This is a genomic window from Pantoea cypripedii (assembly GCF_002095535.1).
In the GTDB taxonomy this organism is placed as follows: domain Bacteria; phylum Pseudomonadota; class Gammaproteobacteria; order Enterobacterales; family Enterobacteriaceae; genus Pantoea; species Pantoea cypripedii.
On the sequence record NZ_MLJI01000002.1, the window covers coordinates 1064234 to 1081850 of the forward strand.

General features: G+C 52.1%; 16 protein-coding genes. 10 read left to right on the forward strand and 6 right to left on the reverse strand.

The genetic code is table 11. The features are described from left to right. The first annotated feature begins 244 nt into the window (after window positions 1-244). Genes HA50_RS26185 through HA50_RS26200 form a run of 4 tightly spaced genes read left to right on the forward strand, consistent with a single transcriptional unit; the run spans window position 245 to window position 5404 of the window. Entirely contained in the window at window positions 245-1207 is a 963-nt protein-coding gene (locus tag HA50_RS26185) for an ABC transporter permease (protein ID WP_244193707.1), read from the forward strand. Beyond that, on the forward strand, window positions 1207-2064 hold the full coding sequence (locus HA50_RS26190; RefSeq protein ID WP_158087446.1) for an ABC transporter permease: 858 nt from the start codon (window positions 1207-1209) through the stop codon (window positions 2062-2064). The genes HA50_RS26185 and HA50_RS26190 overlap by 1 nt, the downstream gene beginning before the upstream one ends. Further along, window positions 2064-3875, forward strand: coding sequence for an ABC transporter ATP-binding protein (locus tag HA50_RS26195; protein WP_084879706.1), 1812 nt, complete (start codon window positions 2064-2066; stop codon window positions 3873-3875). Before HA50_RS26190 ends, HA50_RS26195 begins: the two co-directional genes overlap by 1 nt. After that, window positions 3872-5404 (forward strand): ABC transporter substrate-binding protein, encoded by a 1533-nt coding sequence (locus HA50_RS26200; RefSeq protein WP_084879707.1) that lies wholly within the window; start codon window positions 3872-3874, stop codon window positions 5402-5404. Before HA50_RS26195 ends, HA50_RS26200 begins: the two co-directional genes overlap by 4 nt. 53 nt (window positions 5405-5457) lie before the next feature. Here HA50_RS26200 and HA50_RS26205 read toward each other — a convergent pair whose 3' ends face one another. Genes HA50_RS26205 through HA50_RS26215 form a run of 3 tightly spaced genes read right to left on the reverse strand, consistent with a single transcriptional unit; the run spans window position 5458 to window position 9439 of the window. Beyond that, window positions 5458-6762 (reverse strand): cytochrome c, encoded by a 1305-nt coding sequence (locus tag HA50_RS26205; RefSeq protein WP_084879708.1) that lies wholly within the window; start codon window positions 6760-6762, stop codon window positions 5458-5460. Then, on the reverse strand, window positions 6759-7232 hold the full coding sequence (locus tag HA50_RS26210) for a (2Fe-2S)-binding protein (protein WP_084879709.1): 474 nt from the start codon (window positions 7230-7232) through the stop codon (window positions 6759-6761). Before HA50_RS26210 ends, HA50_RS26205 begins: the two co-directional genes overlap by 4 nt. A gap of 11 nt (window positions 7233-7243) precedes the next feature. Further along, window positions 7244-9439, reverse strand: a complete 2196-nt coding sequence (locus HA50_RS26215) for a xanthine dehydrogenase family protein molybdopterin-binding subunit (protein WP_084879710.1) — start codon at window positions 9437-9439, stop codon at window positions 7244-7246. A gap of 607 nt (window positions 9440-10046) precedes the next feature. On the opposite strand from HA50_RS26215, the gene HA50_RS26220 reads away from it, so the two are divergent. After that, window positions 10047-10856 carry an XdhC family protein gene (locus HA50_RS26220; protein ID WP_244193681.1) on the forward strand — a complete coding sequence of 270 codons (810 nt, stop codon included), beginning with the start codon at window positions 10047-10049 and terminating at the stop codon, window positions 10854-10856. Here the strand turns inward: HA50_RS26220 and HA50_RS26225 are convergent, their stop codons facing one another. After that, window positions 10857-11765: a LysR family transcriptional regulator gene (locus tag HA50_RS26225; RefSeq protein WP_084879711.1), complete on the reverse strand. Its 909-nt coding sequence runs from the start codon at window positions 11763-11765 to the stop codon at window positions 10857-10859. A gap of 111 nt (window positions 11766-11876) precedes the next feature. Between HA50_RS26225 and HA50_RS26230 the strand changes: the two genes are divergently transcribed. Next, the gene (locus tag HA50_RS26230) at window positions 11877-12620 is read left to right on the forward strand and encodes an SDR family oxidoreductase (RefSeq protein WP_084879712.1); all 744 of its coding nucleotides are present in this window, start codon (window positions 11877-11879) and stop codon (window positions 12618-12620) included. Window positions 12621-12670: 50 nt separating this feature from the next. Here the strand turns inward: HA50_RS26230 and HA50_RS26235 are convergent, their stop codons facing one another. Together HA50_RS26235 and HA50_RS26240 are read right to left on the reverse strand one after the other, a co-directional pair. Next, complete coding sequence (locus HA50_RS26235; protein ID WP_084879713.1) at window positions 12671-13660, reverse strand: aldo/keto reductase; 990 nt, start codon at window positions 13658-13660, stop codon at window positions 12671-12673. Between the two features lie 40 nt (window positions 13661-13700). After that, window positions 13701-14552 carry an aldo/keto reductase gene (locus tag HA50_RS26240; RefSeq protein ID WP_084879714.1) on the reverse strand — a complete coding sequence of 284 codons (852 nt, stop codon included), beginning with the start codon at window positions 14550-14552 and terminating at the stop codon, window positions 13701-13703. Between the two features lie 187 nt (window positions 14553-14739). Here HA50_RS26240 and HA50_RS26245 point away from each other — a divergent pair, with 187 nt between their 5' ends. The 4 genes from HA50_RS26245 to HA50_RS26260 are packed head-to-tail and all read left to right on the forward strand — an operon-like array spanning window position 14740 to window position 17593. Beyond that, complete coding sequence (locus HA50_RS26245) at window positions 14740-15795, forward strand: catalase family peroxidase (RefSeq protein ID WP_084879715.1); 1056 nt, start codon at window positions 14740-14742, stop codon at window positions 15793-15795. Then, the gene (locus tag HA50_RS26250; protein WP_084879716.1) at window positions 15792-16331 is read left to right on the forward strand and encodes a cytochrome b; all 540 of its coding nucleotides are present in this window, start codon (window positions 15792-15794) and stop codon (window positions 16329-16331) included. Before HA50_RS26245 ends, HA50_RS26250 begins: the two co-directional genes overlap by 4 nt. A 9-nt stretch (window positions 16332-16340) precedes the next feature. After that, window positions 16341-16850 carry an RNA polymerase sigma factor gene (locus HA50_RS26255; protein ID WP_084879717.1) on the forward strand — a complete coding sequence of 170 codons (510 nt, stop codon included), beginning with the start codon at window positions 16341-16343 and terminating at the stop codon, window positions 16848-16850. Further along, on the forward strand, window positions 16847-17593 hold the full coding sequence (locus HA50_RS26260) for an anti-sigma factor family protein (protein WP_084879718.1): 747 nt from the start codon (window positions 16847-16849) through the stop codon (window positions 17591-17593). The genes HA50_RS26255 and HA50_RS26260 overlap by 4 nt, the downstream gene beginning before the upstream one ends. Window positions 17594-17617 lie beyond the last annotated feature (24 nt).

A 17617-nucleotide genomic window follows, 5' to 3' on the forward strand; every position in this document is an offset into this window, starting at 1 on the left:
AAAATAAAGTTGGAAAATCACGCACGAAATCTTGACTGTACTTGTGCCGCGAAGGTTGTTAGTTTGCTCAGAAATATGTCGCAGATGCTGTTGTTCGTAGCAGAGGGATATGATTATATAACGAATGTCAGGTACCGATTATCATATCAATCTCTTATTGATGAATGTGGCCAATATTATGCCGAAGTCCATGGTATTTAGATTCAGATCTTGCTTTAATCTGTGTGTAAAATATCTTTTCCTTATGCTTGTTGTCACTGCATTCATCTTTTTTTTCCTCAGACTGGCACCACTTGACCCAACGGGTTTGCTAATGTCACCCATGTCTACACCGGCTGACATTTTGCACATAAAACATCGGTTAGGTCTTGATCTGCCGATTTGGAAACAATATCTCTATTGGGTTGACGCATTGTTGCATGGCAACGCAGGGATGTCTTATGTCAGCGGCGAACAGGTCACTGCGTTGATTTTACACGCTGTGCCAGTGACATTCACTTTGATCACTATCACATTGATTGTTAGCGTTGCTCTGGCATTTTTTTTTGCCATTCTGGCATTTTATTATCGCGGAAATCGGCTGTCAGAGTGGGTCGATCATTTAAATAATTTGTTTCTTTGCATTCCTGATTTCCTTTGGTCAATCCTATTGGTGTTCATTTTTGGCATCAGTTTTCATCTGCTCCCGACATTTGGCTTAATTGATCCTGCAACTGACTTAACATTGAATGATAAACACGGGCTTTTCGTTGCAATAATCCTTGGTGGACCATCGGCATGGTTAAGCCTGGCTGCGCATTTATTGTTGCCTGCAATGGCATTGATTATGGGTATTACACCACTTCAGATGAAAAATCTGTTTAACCAGTTAACACGTATTTATCAAAGGGACTTCATTTATTATGCACAGCTGCGTGGGCAGACAGCGTTTCAGTTGTTGATAAGCCAGGCCATTCCCAACACCCTGGCGGGCGCTTTGTCTTTGTTATCCAATCAGGCGAGTATGCTCGTGGGAGGAACGTTACTGGTGGAGACATTATTTGGCCTCCCAGGCTTGGGAATGCTGATGATTAAGGCGTTAGGTAATCAGGATCTGCCGCTGATTGAGGGCATTGCATTATGCTACATATTATTAGTGATATCGATCCAGCTCATTACCGGCACATGCATGTACCTGGTCGATCCGCGCCGCAGGGGAAATGTATAATGTTCAAAAGCAAATCCCCCGTAACTGCCTCTGCGCCAAACTGGCGTCTGCGTTGTTCGCTGCTGGCGGGTTCTTTCATTTTATTGTTGGGATTCCTTGCGCCAATATTGATTCAGCAGGACCCAAATACACAAAATCTGAACGCGGTGTTACTTCCCCCTGTCTGGCAAACGGGTGGCAGCTTTCAATACCCGCTAGGCACCACCGCGTTGGGTGAAAATATCCTTGCCCAATTAATCTATGGAACACGAACTGCAATCCTGATTGCTTTGGGAGCGGCCAGTGGCTGCGCGGTGATGGGCATCGGATTAGGCATTGTGGCGGGCTACATGGGAGGATTGATTGAAAAGGGAATTCTGCTGCTGGTGGAGTTTTGGATGACGTTTCCGGCGGTGATTTTGGCACTTCTTCTGGTTGTCACTTTCTCTCCGGGTCTGCTCAGTGTTGTCATAGCGATCGTGCTGGTGGACTGGACCCGTTTTTGCCGTGTTATCCATGCCGAAGTCTCAGAATTGAAATCCAGAGAGTTTATCTATGTGGCGAAGTTAATGGGAGCTTCGCAACTCAGCATAATCCTTCGTGATATTATACCCTCGTTAATTCCAGGCATTATTATGTTATTTAGTACGGAGATGGCCATATCCGTATTAATTGAAAGCACACTCTCTTTCGTTGGCGTTTCAGTTGACCCTGCGCAACCCTCCTGGGGGGCGATGATTGCGCATGGGATGGATTATGCATATGCCAGTCCCTGGCTGCTATTACAACCTGCACTCTGCATTGTATTTTTTGTACTTATTTGTATGACCTTCAATGATGGGATGACCAGAAATGTTATCCCGCATAAGGAACAATAATGAACACTGCGACTGTGGGTCTGGTAAATATTAAGCCAATTGCCCTGCATGTGAATGACCTGAATGTTGCCCTGCAACGAAATGGTCAGCGGTTGCAGGCACTCCATAATATTAACTTCAAGCTGCATCAGGGAGAAATTCTCGGCCTGGTCGGAGAATCAGGTGCGGGCAAGAGTTTGTTATTGAAAACACTGGTCAATCAGCTTCCACCCGGTTTTGTGGGCAATCAGGATGCGATACGATTCTTCCCTGACGACGTGCCCGCAGGTAATCGTCTGAAATTAGGCAGTGAGGTGACCTTCATTCCTCAGGATCCAATGAATGCTTTAAATCCGATACATACCGTTATGCGCCATTTTCACGAGCAATTGAGTTTACTCCGGCTCCCGGCGGTTGCAATTCGTGAGAAAGCCATTGATATACTGAGCGCGGTTAACTTATCGCACCCCGAGGAGTTATTATCCTGCTATCCCCATCAGTTATCCGGGGGAATGGCGCAGCGTATTCTGATTGCTTTAGCATTCGTCACTGAGCCCAGATTGGTTATTTGTGATGAAATAATGACAGCTCTGGATGTTATCAACCAGCAGCATGTGATTACGATGATTGCAAAAATGCAGGCGCGCTATGGCACCAGCATTTTATTCGTCACGCATGATCTGGCCTTCGCTACCCAGCATTGCCATCAATTAATGGTTATGTATGCGGGCGAGATTATCGAAACTGGCACAGCCAGCGATGTAATGAATCATCCCGCCCATCCTTATACTCGCGCACTGATAAAGGCCAGACCTTCACTGAATCCGGACTGGCAATATATTGCTGGCATCCCCGGAAACATGCCAACCCTTGAAGCACTAAACGCTGAGTCTCTGTGTCGATTTGCCCCACGCTGTGACTGCCAGCAACCCCGTTGTCTCACACAGCCATTGCCACGGAATAAAGAGATAAAATGTCACTTTAGTGCCCAATTGCCTGTTGTCGCTGCTGCTGTCGATGCCGCTCCCCAATTATCACCGCATCAATTCTCCGGGCATTCAATCCCTTTTTTGCGCGTGGAAGGAATGGGTAAAGAATATGTCGAGCGGAAAGGGTGGCGTAATGTCATAAAGCCGGTACTTTCCGATGTTAATTTTACTGTTTCGCCTGGTGAGTTTATTGGTTTACTCGGTGAAAGCGGCAGTGGTAAATCAACCCTGGCGCGTTTGATGATGGGGTTGGAATCACCGACTCAGGGGCGGATTTTGCTCAATGGCAAGGTTCTGCCAAAAACCGGGCGCAGTATGTCGGACAGTATCCAGCTGATTTTCCAAAATAACGCCCAGGCACTGAATCCCCATCGTAATGTGGCTAATATTTTGACGCAGGGAATGGAAAACAAACCCTTTCTGCGCAGTGAACGTAAACAACGAGCTGAAGAGTTAGCTGATCTGGTTGGATTATCACACAAGTTGCTGGATAAATATCCCCAGCAGCTTTCTGGTGGACAACGTCAGCGGGTAAATATTGGGCGTGCGCTTTGCACGATGCCACAATTGCTGATTGCCGATGAAATTGTTTCCGGGCTGGATGTTTCTATTCAGGCGCGAATTCTTAATTTACTTCTGGCGTTGCGTAAGAAACAAAAGTTCGCCTTATTATTGATTTCACATGATCTTAATGTTGTAAATTATTTATGTAGTAAAGTGATTGTGCTGCATAAAGGGTTTATCGCGGAGCAGGGTAACACAAAGCAGGTACTGCATGAGCCAGAAAGCCTGTTAACCCAGGAGCTGATTAAGAACAGTCATACCGGGAGTACGATGGCATGATTTCCTTATCCCGTCGTCGTTTTATGATGCTCAGTGCGCTAAGTTTTGCCGATCCTTTCAGGATGTTGTCTGCTTCTGCTTTATCGGTAAAAGACACGCTAACGATCGCCTATCCAACCGATATTGTTAGTTGGGAGCCAAATCAAACGAACCCTCTCCAGTCGGCAATTTTGAAGTGTGTTTATGACCAACCGTTAAACATTTCATCAGAACTGGCGTTGTCACCGGGCATCGTTAAAAGCTATGCCTGGCTTGATGATAACAATCAAATTCTGCAACTGGTGTTTCAGGAAGGGGTGGTGTTTCATAACGGTCAACCTCTGACCTCAGAAGATTTTCATTTTTCATTTTTTGAACGCTTGAAAAAGTTTCCCGATTCGCTGCTCGCGGGGATCTGGGGCGGTATCATGCGGATTGAGACGCCAACACCGTATTCCGCAATTGTTTACTTCTCCTGGCCGATGGCGACTGCGCCTGCGATGATGGCTGATATTCCGGCTTACCTGCTGCCTAAACGCTATTATCAGGCGGTCGGGGAAAATGGTTTTCGCGCACATCCGGTGGGTTCTGGCCCTTATAAAGTGACGACAAGACAGCCGGGTATGCATATTATCCTGGACGCTTACGAGAACTATTGGCAATCCCCCCCGGCGTTTAAACGCGTCATCTTTCTGATTGCCCCGGATAAAATGACCCGGCTGGCCATGCTTGAGACGGGTGAAGCGGATTTAAGTCTTAACTTTTCAACCTGGGAAGCGGATAAAATCGCGAAGCTGAATAATCTCAAGGCAAATTATCAACCCACTTCAGGGATAATGTTATTGCAGATGGTTAATCAGGGGGCGATGCAGGATAAGCGAGTCCGACTGGCATTACACCATGCTATTGATAAGCCATTAATTTCAAAAGCGCTTTTTCAGGGCAAGGCGCTACCCATTGCTACGCCAGCAGGTAAGGGTATGGCGGGATATGACCCTGAGTTTAATTTCCCTTACGATCCTGAGCTGGCGATAAAGCTACTGGCGGAAGCCGGGTATCACAGCAAACGGCCGCTGTTATTAAATTTCTATACCACAAAAGGTGCGCTTGCTAACGACCTGGAGATTGCTAAAGCGATTTCTCAGCAATGGGATCATATCGGCATCAGAACGCAATTGGTTATTTTGACGCCAGCGATGATTGCGGATTATCAAAATCAGAAAAAATTCGATGGCCCTTTATTGCAGGGCTGGAATCCCGTAGCGGGGGACCCCGCAACCTATTCAGGACTTCTGCTCAATCAAAATGTCAGTATGGGTTTGTGGAAGAGTGATGATCTGATTCAACCCCTGGCAGCATTAGATAAAATGACAAATTATGCGCAACGCATCGATGCATATAAAAAATTTGATCGCTGGCAGGTTGAACAGGGATATTCGATACCGTTATTGCAGAATATATCCGTACTGGTCGCAAAAAATGACCTGTTTATTCCTCCTAATCCAGGGGGCATTCTTGCGCCTTATCACATACGTAAGGCGGGGATTTAACAGAGAACTGGCAAAAAAGCCCCTGAGCGGGTTTCAGCTCAGGGGCCTGATGTTTACTTATCTCTTTGCTGCTTGACCTGATCAGCGGTGACTTCACCTTGTTTACCACCAAAGTGACCAATGACGAAGTTGGCAACCGACGCCACTTCTGCGTCGGAATATTTATTGCCAAAGTCTGGCATAAATACCTGCTGATCACCGACTTTCATATGCGCGCCTTTTAGAATCACCTGCACCAGGCTGCGGCCCTTTGGATCGTTGACGGTGGTGCTGCCCGCCAGAGAAGCATGCTGGTTCACTTTGCCTGGGCCATTCCACTGGTGACATCCACTACAGTCACCGGCAAACAGTTGTCTGCCCGCGCTATCGTTTTGATCACCCGGTAACAACGCCGAGGAGTTCATCGCACCCGCAGGCTGAAGATTGACTTTGATACCGTCGCCATTGTCTGTGGACTGGGTGTGTTGCAGATACTTCACCAATGCCCGGTTATCTTCCGGTGTCAGATATTGCAGACTGTTCTCGATCACTTCCGCCATCGGGCCCGCAGCGCTGCTGCGGCCAGGGGCGTGGCCTTGCGACAGATATTGAGAAATCTGCTCGGGACTCCATTCACCCAGACCGATGTCAGGATTGGACGAGATATTGGGGGCAAACCAACCCTGAATCTCGGCACCTGCATACTCATGGCCCTGGTCCATGGCAAAACCGAGGTTTCTGGGGGTATGGCATTCACCACAATGGCCCAGCGCGGTTGCCAGATAGGCTCCACGATTCAGCTCAGCATCGGATGAATCGAGTGGGACAAAACGCTGATCGCGGAAGAACGCCGCATTCCAGAACTTCATCGCCCAACGCTGGTTAAACGGAAATCCAAGGTCGTTTTGCCGATTGGCCTGAGCCACAGGGGGCTGGCTCATTAGCCACGCCTTGATAGCCAGTACGTCGTCACGACTCATCGCGGTATACGAGGTATACGGCATTGCCGGATATAAGTTTCCGTGCGGACTGATCCCCTGGCGTACCGCGCTCACGAACTCGTCGTCGCTCCAGTTACCGATGCCATGCTCTTTATCAGCACTGATATTGGTGGCATAAATGGTGCCAAACGGCATTTTGAACGCCAGCCCACCGGCTAAAGGTTCTCCGCCTTTCGTCGTATGGCAGGCGACGCAGTCAGCGGCTTTCGCCAGATACTCACCGCGTTGAACCTGCGTTTGCAGGTTGGCTGGAGCACCTGATACCGGTGCGGCCGGTTCCTCCCCGACGGGCCGAAGTGCAACATAGACCGCAAATGCTACCAGCAAAATGACAATGGCACCGGCACTGATGCCTGCTCGTTTTAACCAGATATTCATGATTGTTCAGCCTCGCCCAGTTTCTTCGCTGCTGCGTGAATAGCCTGACGAATGCGGACGTAGGTGGCACAGCGACACACATTGCCACTCATGGCCGCGTCGATATCGGCATCGGTGGGCGTTTTCTTCTCTGTCAGCAACGCGGTGGCGCTCATGATCTGTCCCGACTGGCAGTAACCACACTGCACCACATCCAGATCGAACCAGACATCCTGTACCACTTTGCCGACTGACGATTCATGCACGGATTCAATGGTGGTGATGTTTTTACCTGCCGCTTCGGCCATCGTTGTCTGGCATGAGCGAACCGGCTTGCCATCCATATGAACGGTACAGGCGCCGCACATGGCGACGCCGCAGCCAAACTTGGTGCCGGTCATGCCTGCTTCTTCGCGGATGTACCAGAGCAGGGGCATGTTGGGATCATCATTGAAAGTCAGGGTCTTGTTATTCAGGGTTAAAGTGATCATGTTTGCCTCTTTTAAACTTCAATGGTGCTGCCAGGTTTATGCAGGGGAAGGCTCAGGTTGTCTCTTGAGCGCCCCAGTTTTGCCAGCGCATTGGCTACGGCTGGCGCAATGGGGGGAACGCCTAATTCACCGACCCCGGTGGGCGCTTCGTCAGACGGAATGATGATGACCTCAATTTCGGGCATTTCATTGATGCGCAATGGACGGTAATTGTTAAAGTTGGACTGCTCAACATGACCCTCCTTCAGGGTGATATTGCCGTACAGGGCGACACTCAGGCCGTAACCGATGCCGCCTTCAATCTGCGCTTTGATCACATCAGGGTTGACGGCAATGCCACAATCCACCGCACACCAGACTTTGTGCACTCTGGGCTGGCCGTTTTCACCAATGGAAACTTCAGCGATTTGTGCCACACGGGTATTAAACGCTTTCGCCACGGCGACACCACGGGCACGATTATTGCCCACCATCGCCCCCGTCCAGTTAGCGGCTTTAGCAACGGCCCGCAGGGTACCGGCTTCGCGTGGAGCATCGGTCATCAGGGCCAGCCTGCCTTCGACAGGGTCCTGGCCTAGCGCATCGAGCACTTTATCAATGAAAGCCTCAACGGCATGGCAGGTGTGGGTACTGCCGACTGAACGCAGCGAGGTGACCGGCACGTGTCCAGGCACGATATGGGCATCGCACTGGAAGTTAGCGAAGGTATAAGGGGGTTCACTGGCACCTTCGACCAGCATCGGGTCCAGGCCATTCTTGATGGCAGCATCGAACGCACTGTCTTTGAAAAATGAATGACCGGCGACGGTGTTGGTCCAGGCACTGATTTTATTGTCGTGGATGGCGGCGCGCATCTTATGTAACACCATTGGACGATACCAGCCGCCTCTGATGTCATCTTCGCGCGTCCAGACAACTTTCAGCCCTTTGCCAGGGCCAATAGCCAGGGCGGCTGCCGCCATGTCTGCGGCGAGATCGGGACCCAGCTTCGGGTTGCCAAAATCGATACGACGACCAAAGCTGCCACCGGCCAGAATCGTTTCGATTTTGACTTTTTCCGGGGGTAAGCCAAAAGCAGCGGTCAGCTGGGCCTGATCCAGTGTCTGGATTTGGCAACCATACTCCGCATAGACGCTGTCGCCATCCCAAAAAATGTAGCCGTTGAGCGGTTCCATGGGCGCATGCGCAAGATAAGGGAAGGTATATTCGGCTTCGATAATTTTGTCGGCGCTGGAGAATGCCTGCTGGGCATCGCCGGTTTTACGCGCCAGCACACCCGGCGTGGTGGCCGTGGTGCGAAATTCCTGGAAGATCTCTTCAGTATTGCGGTGCTCCGCTTTGGTATCATCCCAGCTGGCTTTCAGCAGATCGCGCCCCTTTATGGCTGCCCAGGTGCTGGTGGCGTACACAGCGACACCACTCGGCGTGGCTTTAACCTCCACCACACCAGGATATTGACGCGTCAGGGAATCATCAAAAGAGACTAACTTGCTACCAAACAGGGGCGGGCGTTTGATGGTGACCGTCAGCATTCCCGGCTTGTTAATATCCTGGGAGTACATCGCTTTGCCGGTGACTTTATCTCTTGAGTCGATGCGATGCGGGCCTTTGACCTTACCGATATAGGTAAACTGCTCGGGCTTTTTCAGCACCAGCGAGGCGGGGTCGGGAGGCGTGAGCTGTGCAGCGATGGCAACCAGTTCACCAAACCCGGCTTTAAGGTCGGTACCCGGTAGCATCACCACACCATTCTGGATAGTGATCTCACTGGCTGGTTTGTTCCACAATTTAGCTGCGGCAGAGACCATCAAACTGCGCGCCGCTGCACCCATGCGACGCATTTGTTCATAGGCGTTAGCGATCGAGCTGGAACCGCCAGTCCCCTGAATCCCCAGGGACAGGTTTTTATAAACCGAGGTATCGACCGGTGCGGCCACCACGCGGATTTGAGACCAGTCAGCATCCAGTTCTTCCGCTATCAGCGTTGCCATGCCAGTGTAAACGCCCTGGCCGACCTCGGTATGTTTACTCAGAACGGTGACGATGCCATCCAGGCCAATTTGCACAAACGCGTTGGCTTCAAATTCACGCTGAGGATTGACGACCGCCGCCATGGCCTTCTTTAGAGGCAAACTGGCACCGATAATTAACGCACCAGCACCGGCGATAAAACGGCGTCTGGAGACATCAATATTAAGCTCTTTCATTGCACACAGGACTCCCAAATGTACTGCATCAGCGAATTAAAAAGACAATTTGCAAAATTTCAGGATGCAGCGTTTATTAATATTGAAGTTTTAATAATGAGACAGGCACAACATCTGTACGGGTTTTGGGATTATACTTATCAGCTGATCTCACATTGTTGAGATTTGTTCATAGTGCTTATGAGTTCAGCTAACAAGTTAAAATAAATTGCTTGTTGTTCATGGTGTTGTGGGTTTGTCACGGGTTGCCGTGTGAGTTGCTTTTGCTGGGGGGATTTATTAGCATCGGAGAAAATAAAATGACCGGCTATTTTTAGTTAAATAAGGATGCATTTTAATCTGTCCAGGCTATTGCATTATTTGTACGCTAAATTTAATCAGCGGATGAAGTCTGTTTTTGCATGATGATCAAATCCTGTTTTCTAATGTGAGAGAAAAATGCAGCGTCTTGATGTCGAGGTTTTAGCTCAGGCCAGAAAGTGGTTACCGACGCATACATTATGGTTATGCACGGTCATCAGTACCTATGGATCATCGCCGCGTGCGCCAGGGACCATGATGGTGATCAATGACGCGGGCCAGCATGTGGGTTCTCTGTCGGGTGGCTGTGTGGAAGAAGAATTTTTTACAGCGTATCGCTTCCGGGCAATTTCATGCTCCCAGCCAGAAGGTTATCTATGGGGATGGGGGGCTGACACCCGACAAAGCGCTGCCATGCGGTGGAATTCTCTCGATTCTGGTAGAGCGTTTGACGCTGAGTGAAGCGACCTGTTCGTACCTTGAGCGCATGGAGGCCGCCTTACTCGGAGCGGTAACGCTGCGGAAATTTGTTCGCCTCCCGGATGCCTGTTCAGGCCTGGAGGAAACGAGTTATATCAGCAGCACCACGGTGGTCGAGCAGGGCGACAGGCTGGAACTGTGTCTTGCCGCCACACCGCAGGTGGTGATTGCGGGATTGTCCGAGGTCGCGCTGGCCTGTGCCGGTTTTTCACTGGCATTGGGTTTTCAGACAGTCGTTTGCGAAGTGCGAGCGGAGATGCTGGCAAACTACCAGCATCGTTTACCTGCGGAGATTTTGCTGAAGGAAGTCTTCCCGGCAAAGTGGCTGGAGGAAAATGCGCAACATCCGTGTCGCGCGGTGGTGGCCCTGACACATGATCCGCGTATCGATGACCTGACGCTGATGGAGGCGGTGCAATCTCACGCGTTTTATATCGGTGCGATGGGGTCTGTGAAAAACAGCCAAAACCGGCTGGCGAGGATGAAAACCATCGGTGGATTGAGTGACCGGGAGATTGACCGCATCCATGCGCCCATTGGGCTGCCGATCAACAGCAAAACCCCGGCAGAAATCGCGTTAGCGGTGATGGCCGATATTGTCGCCTGTAAAAACAGCGTGACATTGTCACGTCAGTGATCAGCGCGGAAAGAGCGTTGCATCAGAAAAACAGGCGATCAGATGGTCGTAAACGATGCGGGTCCGGGGAGGAACCGGGCCTGATTGTGTCCGATAGATCACCAGCTCCATCGGTGTCGGCGCTGCCTGAGATAAAACCTCAACTAACTTCCCACTCAGTAAATGCGCTGCTGCCAGGTAGCGTGGCATCTGGGCAAATACCTTGCCCGCGAGCACCATCTCCAGCTCAGTCTCCGGGTCATCACTGATAAAAACCGGTGCAGAAGGGACAAAAATGTCACCCTGCTGAAATACCCACGGCCAGGGCTTGCCGCTTTTACGATCCATCAGCACTGACAACGGACAGCGCGCAAGGTCAGACACGGATAGAAGGCCAGGATAGCGGCTGGCAAGTGCGGGCGTACACACGGTGACTAAAGGCACCGGGCAGACTACCTTCGCGATAAAGTTCTGATGTCTGACCGTTCCCACCCTGATACCCATGTCAATTTGCGCGGCAATCGCATCTGTCAGCTCATCTTCCAGGTGCAGCGACAGGGTCAGGTGTGGATGAGTGGTCATCAGTTCATCCAGGAACCGGGTCAGGTATAACCTGCCAATCGCCAGAGGGGCGGTGATCACCACCCGGCCTGCCACCTCATTCACCGCTCCGGCGTTGCGCCTGGTGAAAACCCGCTCAAATTCACTCAGGGCTTTGGTGGCTTCCTGGCAGATCTCTGTGCCAAATGTCGTCAGATGCAGCTGGCGGGTGCTGCGGTGAAACAGCGGTTCGCCAAGGATATATTCCAGTTCCTGGATGGCACGCGTCACTTTTTGCGGTGAGATCCCCAGCCGACTGGCGGCTTCGCGGAAAGAGTGCGCGTCAGCGGCGGCGACAAAAATCCTGATCATTTCAGCGCGGTTCTGCATCGGGTTTATTCCATTATTGTGAATTCTGAAATCCTAACTCTTCCATATATTGAGATAAAGCGTTGTTGCATGATCGGAGGCGTCGAATGAACTCCACAACAGGAAAACATCATGAAAGCAGGTATCGAAGGTAAGGTCGTTGTGATTACAGGTGCCAGCAGTGGTCTGGGTGAAGCAACCGCACGTCATCTGGCAGCCCTGGGCGCAAAAGTGGTGCTGGGTGCACGTCGCCTGGACAAAATGACCGCGATCGTTGAAGACATCCGGGCGGATGGTGGCGAGGCCAGTGCGCTGGCGACCGATGTGACTCGCCGTGCCGATCTTGATGCCCTGGTTGCGCATGCGGTGGCTGTTTTTGGTCGCGTCGACGTGATGATCAACAATGCGGGACTGATGGCGATTTCCCCCATCAGCGAGCTGCGGGTTGAGGAGTGGGATAGCATGATTGATATCAACATCAAGGGAGTGCTGTACGGTGTGGCTGCCGCTCTGCCTTTATTCCAGGCACAGAAGTCCGGTCATTTCATCAACATCTCCTCGGTGGCCGGTATCAAAGTCTTCAGCCCTGGCGGTTCGGTGTACAGCGGGACCAAATATGCAGTCAGAGCGATTTCCGATGGTCTGCGTCATGAAGTGGGTGGGGATATTCGCACCACCACTATTGAACCGGGTGCTGTGGATTCAGAACTGAAATACGGGACATCCCACCAGTCCAGTTCAGAAGCGGTGCTGAATTTTTATCAGCAGGCAATCCCGGCCGCTTCCGTTGCGCGCGCCATTGCTTATGCGATTGAGCAACCGGCTGATGTGGATATTAACGAGATCGTCCTGCGTCCGACGTCACAGGATTTCTGACAGGGCAGAATGGGGCTGATAACAGCCCCATTTTTTATAGGTGATAAACCTTAGCGGCCCACCCGTGACTGCAAATGGGCTGGATAACGCTCGCCGACAATTCTTACGGTTTCCAGCGCCTGGGTAATTTTTTCCATGGCATCCGCTGAAAGCGAAACATCAACAGAACCGAGGTTCTCTGCCAGTCGATGCAGTTTAGTGGTACCGGGAATCGGCACGATCCAGGGTTTTTGCGCCAGCAGCCATGCCAGCGCAATTTGCGCCGGGGTGGCGGCGTTTTCCGTAGCTAAGGCGGTCAACAGCGTCACCAGTTGCTCATTCGCGGCAATCGCATCTGCGGCGAAACGCGGTACTTTGCTGCGGAAATCATTCTCGCCAAAGGTCGCGCCTGCCTTGATGGTTCCGGTGAGGAATCCCTTACCCAGCGGGCTAAAGGGCACAAAGCCAATCCCCAGCTCTTCGAGAACAGGAATGATTTCCTGCTCCGGTTCGCGCCACCACATTGAATACTCACTCTGCAATGCTGCTACCGGCTGCACCGCATGCGCGCGGCGAATGGTGGCCGCTCCCGCTTCGGAAAGACCAAAGTGTTTGACCTTACCTTCCTGAATCAGATCTTTTACCGTACCGGCGACGTCCTCAATGGGCACCGCCGGATCGACGCGATGCTGATACAGCAGGTCGATGACGTCGGTTTGCAGGCGGCGTAATGATCCCTCGACGGCTTCTCTGATATGTTCCGGTCGGCTGTTTAAGATCTGCTGCTTATTATCGTCACCAAAAGTGAAACCAAATTTGGTAGCAATCACCACCTGGTCACGGAAGGGTTTTAACGCTTCACCCACCACTTCCTCGTTGAGGTAAGGGCCGTAAACCTCAGCCGTATCAAAAAAGGTCACGCCGCGTTCAACAGCCGCGCGGATAAGCTCAATCGCCTGCCGGGTATCGGTTGCCGGGCCATAACCGTGGCTGAGCCCCATACAACCCAGGCCCAGAGCGGATACTTCGAGACCAGAATTTCCGAGCATACGTTTTTGCATCAGGTCACTCCTCGTGGGGAACCCCCATCTTTACGACGGGTTAAACGTCAAGTTTGCGCTTAGTCAGCCATTCCACCATCGCCGGGTCACGATGAGAGAAGAAGGCACTGGTTGCGCTATCCAGCGCGGTGATTTGCAGCATTTCTTCTTCAGTGAGGGCAAAGTCGAGGATGCTGATGTTTTCTGCCATACGCGACTTGCGCACGGTTTTTGCCAGCGAAACCACGCCACGCTGAAAAATCCAGCGCAGCACCACCTGACCCACGCTTTTGCCGTATTTCTCACTGATGGCAGTCAGCAGCGGATGCTGAAACAGGCCATTACGTCCTTCGGCAAAAGGTGCCCAGGCTTCGGGCTGGATACCGCGGCTTTTCATCCAGGGCACGGCATGTAATTGCTGATTGAACGGGTTAACTTCAATCTGATTGACGGCGGGAACGACGTTATTGAATGCCATCAGGTCAGCCAGTCGATCCGGCTGGAAGTTACTGACGCCGATCGCACGGATTTTACCGGCCTGCTGTAATTCTTCCATGGCGCGCCACGCACCGTGCACGTCACCGTAGGGCTGGTGGATTAAATACAGGTCGACATAGTCCAGTTGGAGTCGATTAAGTGAGCGCTCAAACTGGGCTTTTGCCCCTGCGTAACTGGCATCGCCCAGCCACAACTTGGTGGTAATGAACAGGTCTTCACGCGCCATACCGCTCTGTCGGAGGGCATTGCCCACCTGAGTCTCATTCTGGTACGAGGCGGCGGTATCGATCAGACGGTAGCCGGTTTCAATCGCATCAATAACCGCGCGTTCACATTCTGCCGCATCGGTCATCTGGAATACGCCAAAGCCCAGCAGGGGCATGTCGATTCCGTTATTCAGTTTTACTGCTTGCATGATGTTTTCCTTCGCGTTGATTCAGGAAAAGCATAACGCGGATTGATTTATTCAATTATCCGTAAAATACGCTAGGGTTAATGACTCTGACTCATAAATGGCAAAGACAAAAATTTTTTCATCCTGCGGGAATAAATCTTCTGCCCATTCGTCTTATGGGCTCAATGTGAGCAGGGTGAGCAAAAAAATGATTCCAACTCCACTTTCTACCGGCCAGAAAATACGGCGACTGTTGCTGATTGGCCTGGTTCCACTGGTTTTAATCGTGTTGTTTCTGTGGGCGGGCGGCTGGCTGACGCCACAACGTCTGACGGCCGACAAACTGGTCGCGGTGTTGCAAAAAGCGGGTGGCGACCATCCGGGCTACCGCCGCAACCATGCTAAAGGGATCTGCGTGATCGGTAACTTTGTCTCTAACGGCAATGCCAGCGCCTTATCGCGTGCGGCGATCTTTGCGCCGGGAGAAACGCAGGTCACCGGACGTTTCGCCATCGCTGGCGGAAACCCCGCCGCGCCGGATTATGCCGTACCGGTACGCAGCATGGCGCTTGCTTTTCAGCTGGCGGACGGTGAGCAATGGCGCACGGGTATGAATGCCATGCCGCTGTTCCCGGTGGCGACGCCGGAAGGATTTTATGCGCTGCAAACCGCCACCTTGCCCGACCCGGCCACCGGCAAGCCTGATCCGCAAAAAGTCGGGGCATTCGTCAGTCAGCATCCTGAATTTAAGGCTTTTGCTGCCTGGGCAAAAAGCTATACCCCTTCTTCCAGCTGGGCCAGCGATCGTTTCAATAGCCTGAATGCGTTCCGTTTTATTGATAAAGCGGGTAACGCGCATCTGGTGCGCTGGAGCATGGTGCCGCAAACGGCATATCAGCCGATCAGCGCGGCGGATAAAGAAGACAAAAATTTCCTGCAAGAGGATATAGCAAAACGCCTGGGGCAGGGACCGCTGAAATGGGATCTGGTGATCACCGTGGCACAACCGGGTGATGATGGCAGCAATGCGACAAAGATCTGGCCTGCCGATCGCCAGACCATCAACGCCGGTACGTTAGTGTTAACGCGCGCCGTTCCTCAGCAGCAGGGGCCGTGTAATGACATCAATTACGATCCGCTGATTCTTCCTGATGGCATTGCTGCATCAGACGATCCTTTACTCAATGCGCGCTCAGCAGCCTATGCCAAATCCTACAATCTGCGCACGCGTGAACAGTCTCAACAGGCGGGAACGCACTTATGAAACAGGTTAGCTATTTTCACCCGGCGCTGCGTATCATTCACTGGTTAATGGCGGCGGCAATTGTGGCGATGTTGTTTATTGGTGTGGCGATGGTGGCAACGGTGTCATCACTGCATAGCCTGCTGGTGGCGATACATAAACCGCTGGGGGTGATGATTCTGGTACTGGTGTTTGTGCGCCTGTGGCTACGCTTTTATACTGCTACGCCTGCGTTACCGTCCTCGATCCCTGCCTGGCAGCGTGGTATCGCGCATCTGTCGCACTGGGTGTTGTATGCGCTGATGCTGATTCAGCCATTGATTGGCTGGGCGATGCTGTCAGCGGCGGGTTACCCGGTTTCGTTAGGCGGTGGCGTGATTTTGCCAGCGATTCTGCCGGTGGATAATGACTGGTATGCCATACTTCGTCCTCTCCATACGGCGGTGGCGCTGGTGTTGTTTCTCACGGTGATGATGCACTTAGCCGCCGCGTTATTCCATGCATTGGTGCTGCGCGATGGGGTGTTTGAAAGTATGTCAGGCAGCCGCAGACGCTAAAGGATATCCATGTCACAGCTAACTGATGATGAAATCCGCCAGGTGATGCCACATCTGGAACGATTTGCGGTGTGGCTGACCCGTAACCCGCACAGTGCTGAGGATTTGGTACAAAACTGTCTGGCGAAAGCGTTAACCCGCGAGCGCCAGAATGATGGCGAACAAAGCCTACGCGCCTGGCTGTTTTCCATCCTTTACCGGCAATTTATTGATGGTGAGCGGCGGCGCAAACGCTATATGAAACTGCTGACTTTTTTTACCGGTGAGGAGATGTTTGCGCAATCCAGTGAGGCGATGGCGATTGCTGACGATACGCTGGCGGTGTTTGCCGCGCTACCCACCGATTATCGCGTGGTTTTATTGCTGGTGAGCGTCGAGGGCCTGAGCTATAAAGAGGCGGCCGAAACGCTGGATATCCCGCTGGGGACCGTAATGTCGCGGCTCTCAAGGGGGCGTAAGCTGCTGCATGAGCAATTAGAAGGTAAGGCGACGCCGTTACCGCTGAGGAGACTGAAATGACTTTGCCACCGGATGAAAACGATCTCCATGCCTGGATGGATGGTGAAGCGGATGAAGCAACGGCAGAGAAAGTGGAACGTTATCTGCAGGCGAATCCGGAAGCGGCGGCGCAGGTTGCTGGCTGGCGGGCTGATGCACAGCAATTACGTCAGGCAATGAGTCGGCAGGCCTGGGCTTTTGATCGGCCCAATCCGCAACATCTGCGGCGTCGGATGCGGCAACAGCGCCTGCGCCAGCTGTCGATGGCTTTTATGCTGGTGATGGCGGTCAGCATCGGCGGCGTTGCGGGCTGGCAACTGAAGGATTCGCAGGTAGCGGTTGCGCCTCAACCGATGGAAGATGCGGTGCAGGCTTACAAGATCTTCGATAATCAGACGCAAACGCCGATGGATGTAATGGCAAGCCAGCACGCGGAACTGACCAGCTGGGTGGCGCGCTATTTTATCAATGGTAATCCACCCCCCAATCTTGAACAGTTTGGATTCAGGCTGGTGGGGGCGCGTCTGATGGCAACGGCGCAGGGGCCAGCCGCCCTGATTATGTATCAGGATCCGCAGGGCACCCGAGTCGGCTGGTATATCCGGCCACTGGAGCCGGTTAAGTTACCGCACGGGCAACGCCAGGCCGAAGACGTGATGGCGCAATACTGGAGCGACCAGCACTACAACTACGCGCTGGTCACGCCTGCTAATTCTTCCGGCGTGACCGGGCTGCGCAAAGCGGTATCGCTGGCGACCAGTTAGCGGATTGCCTGGCAATCTGATTGA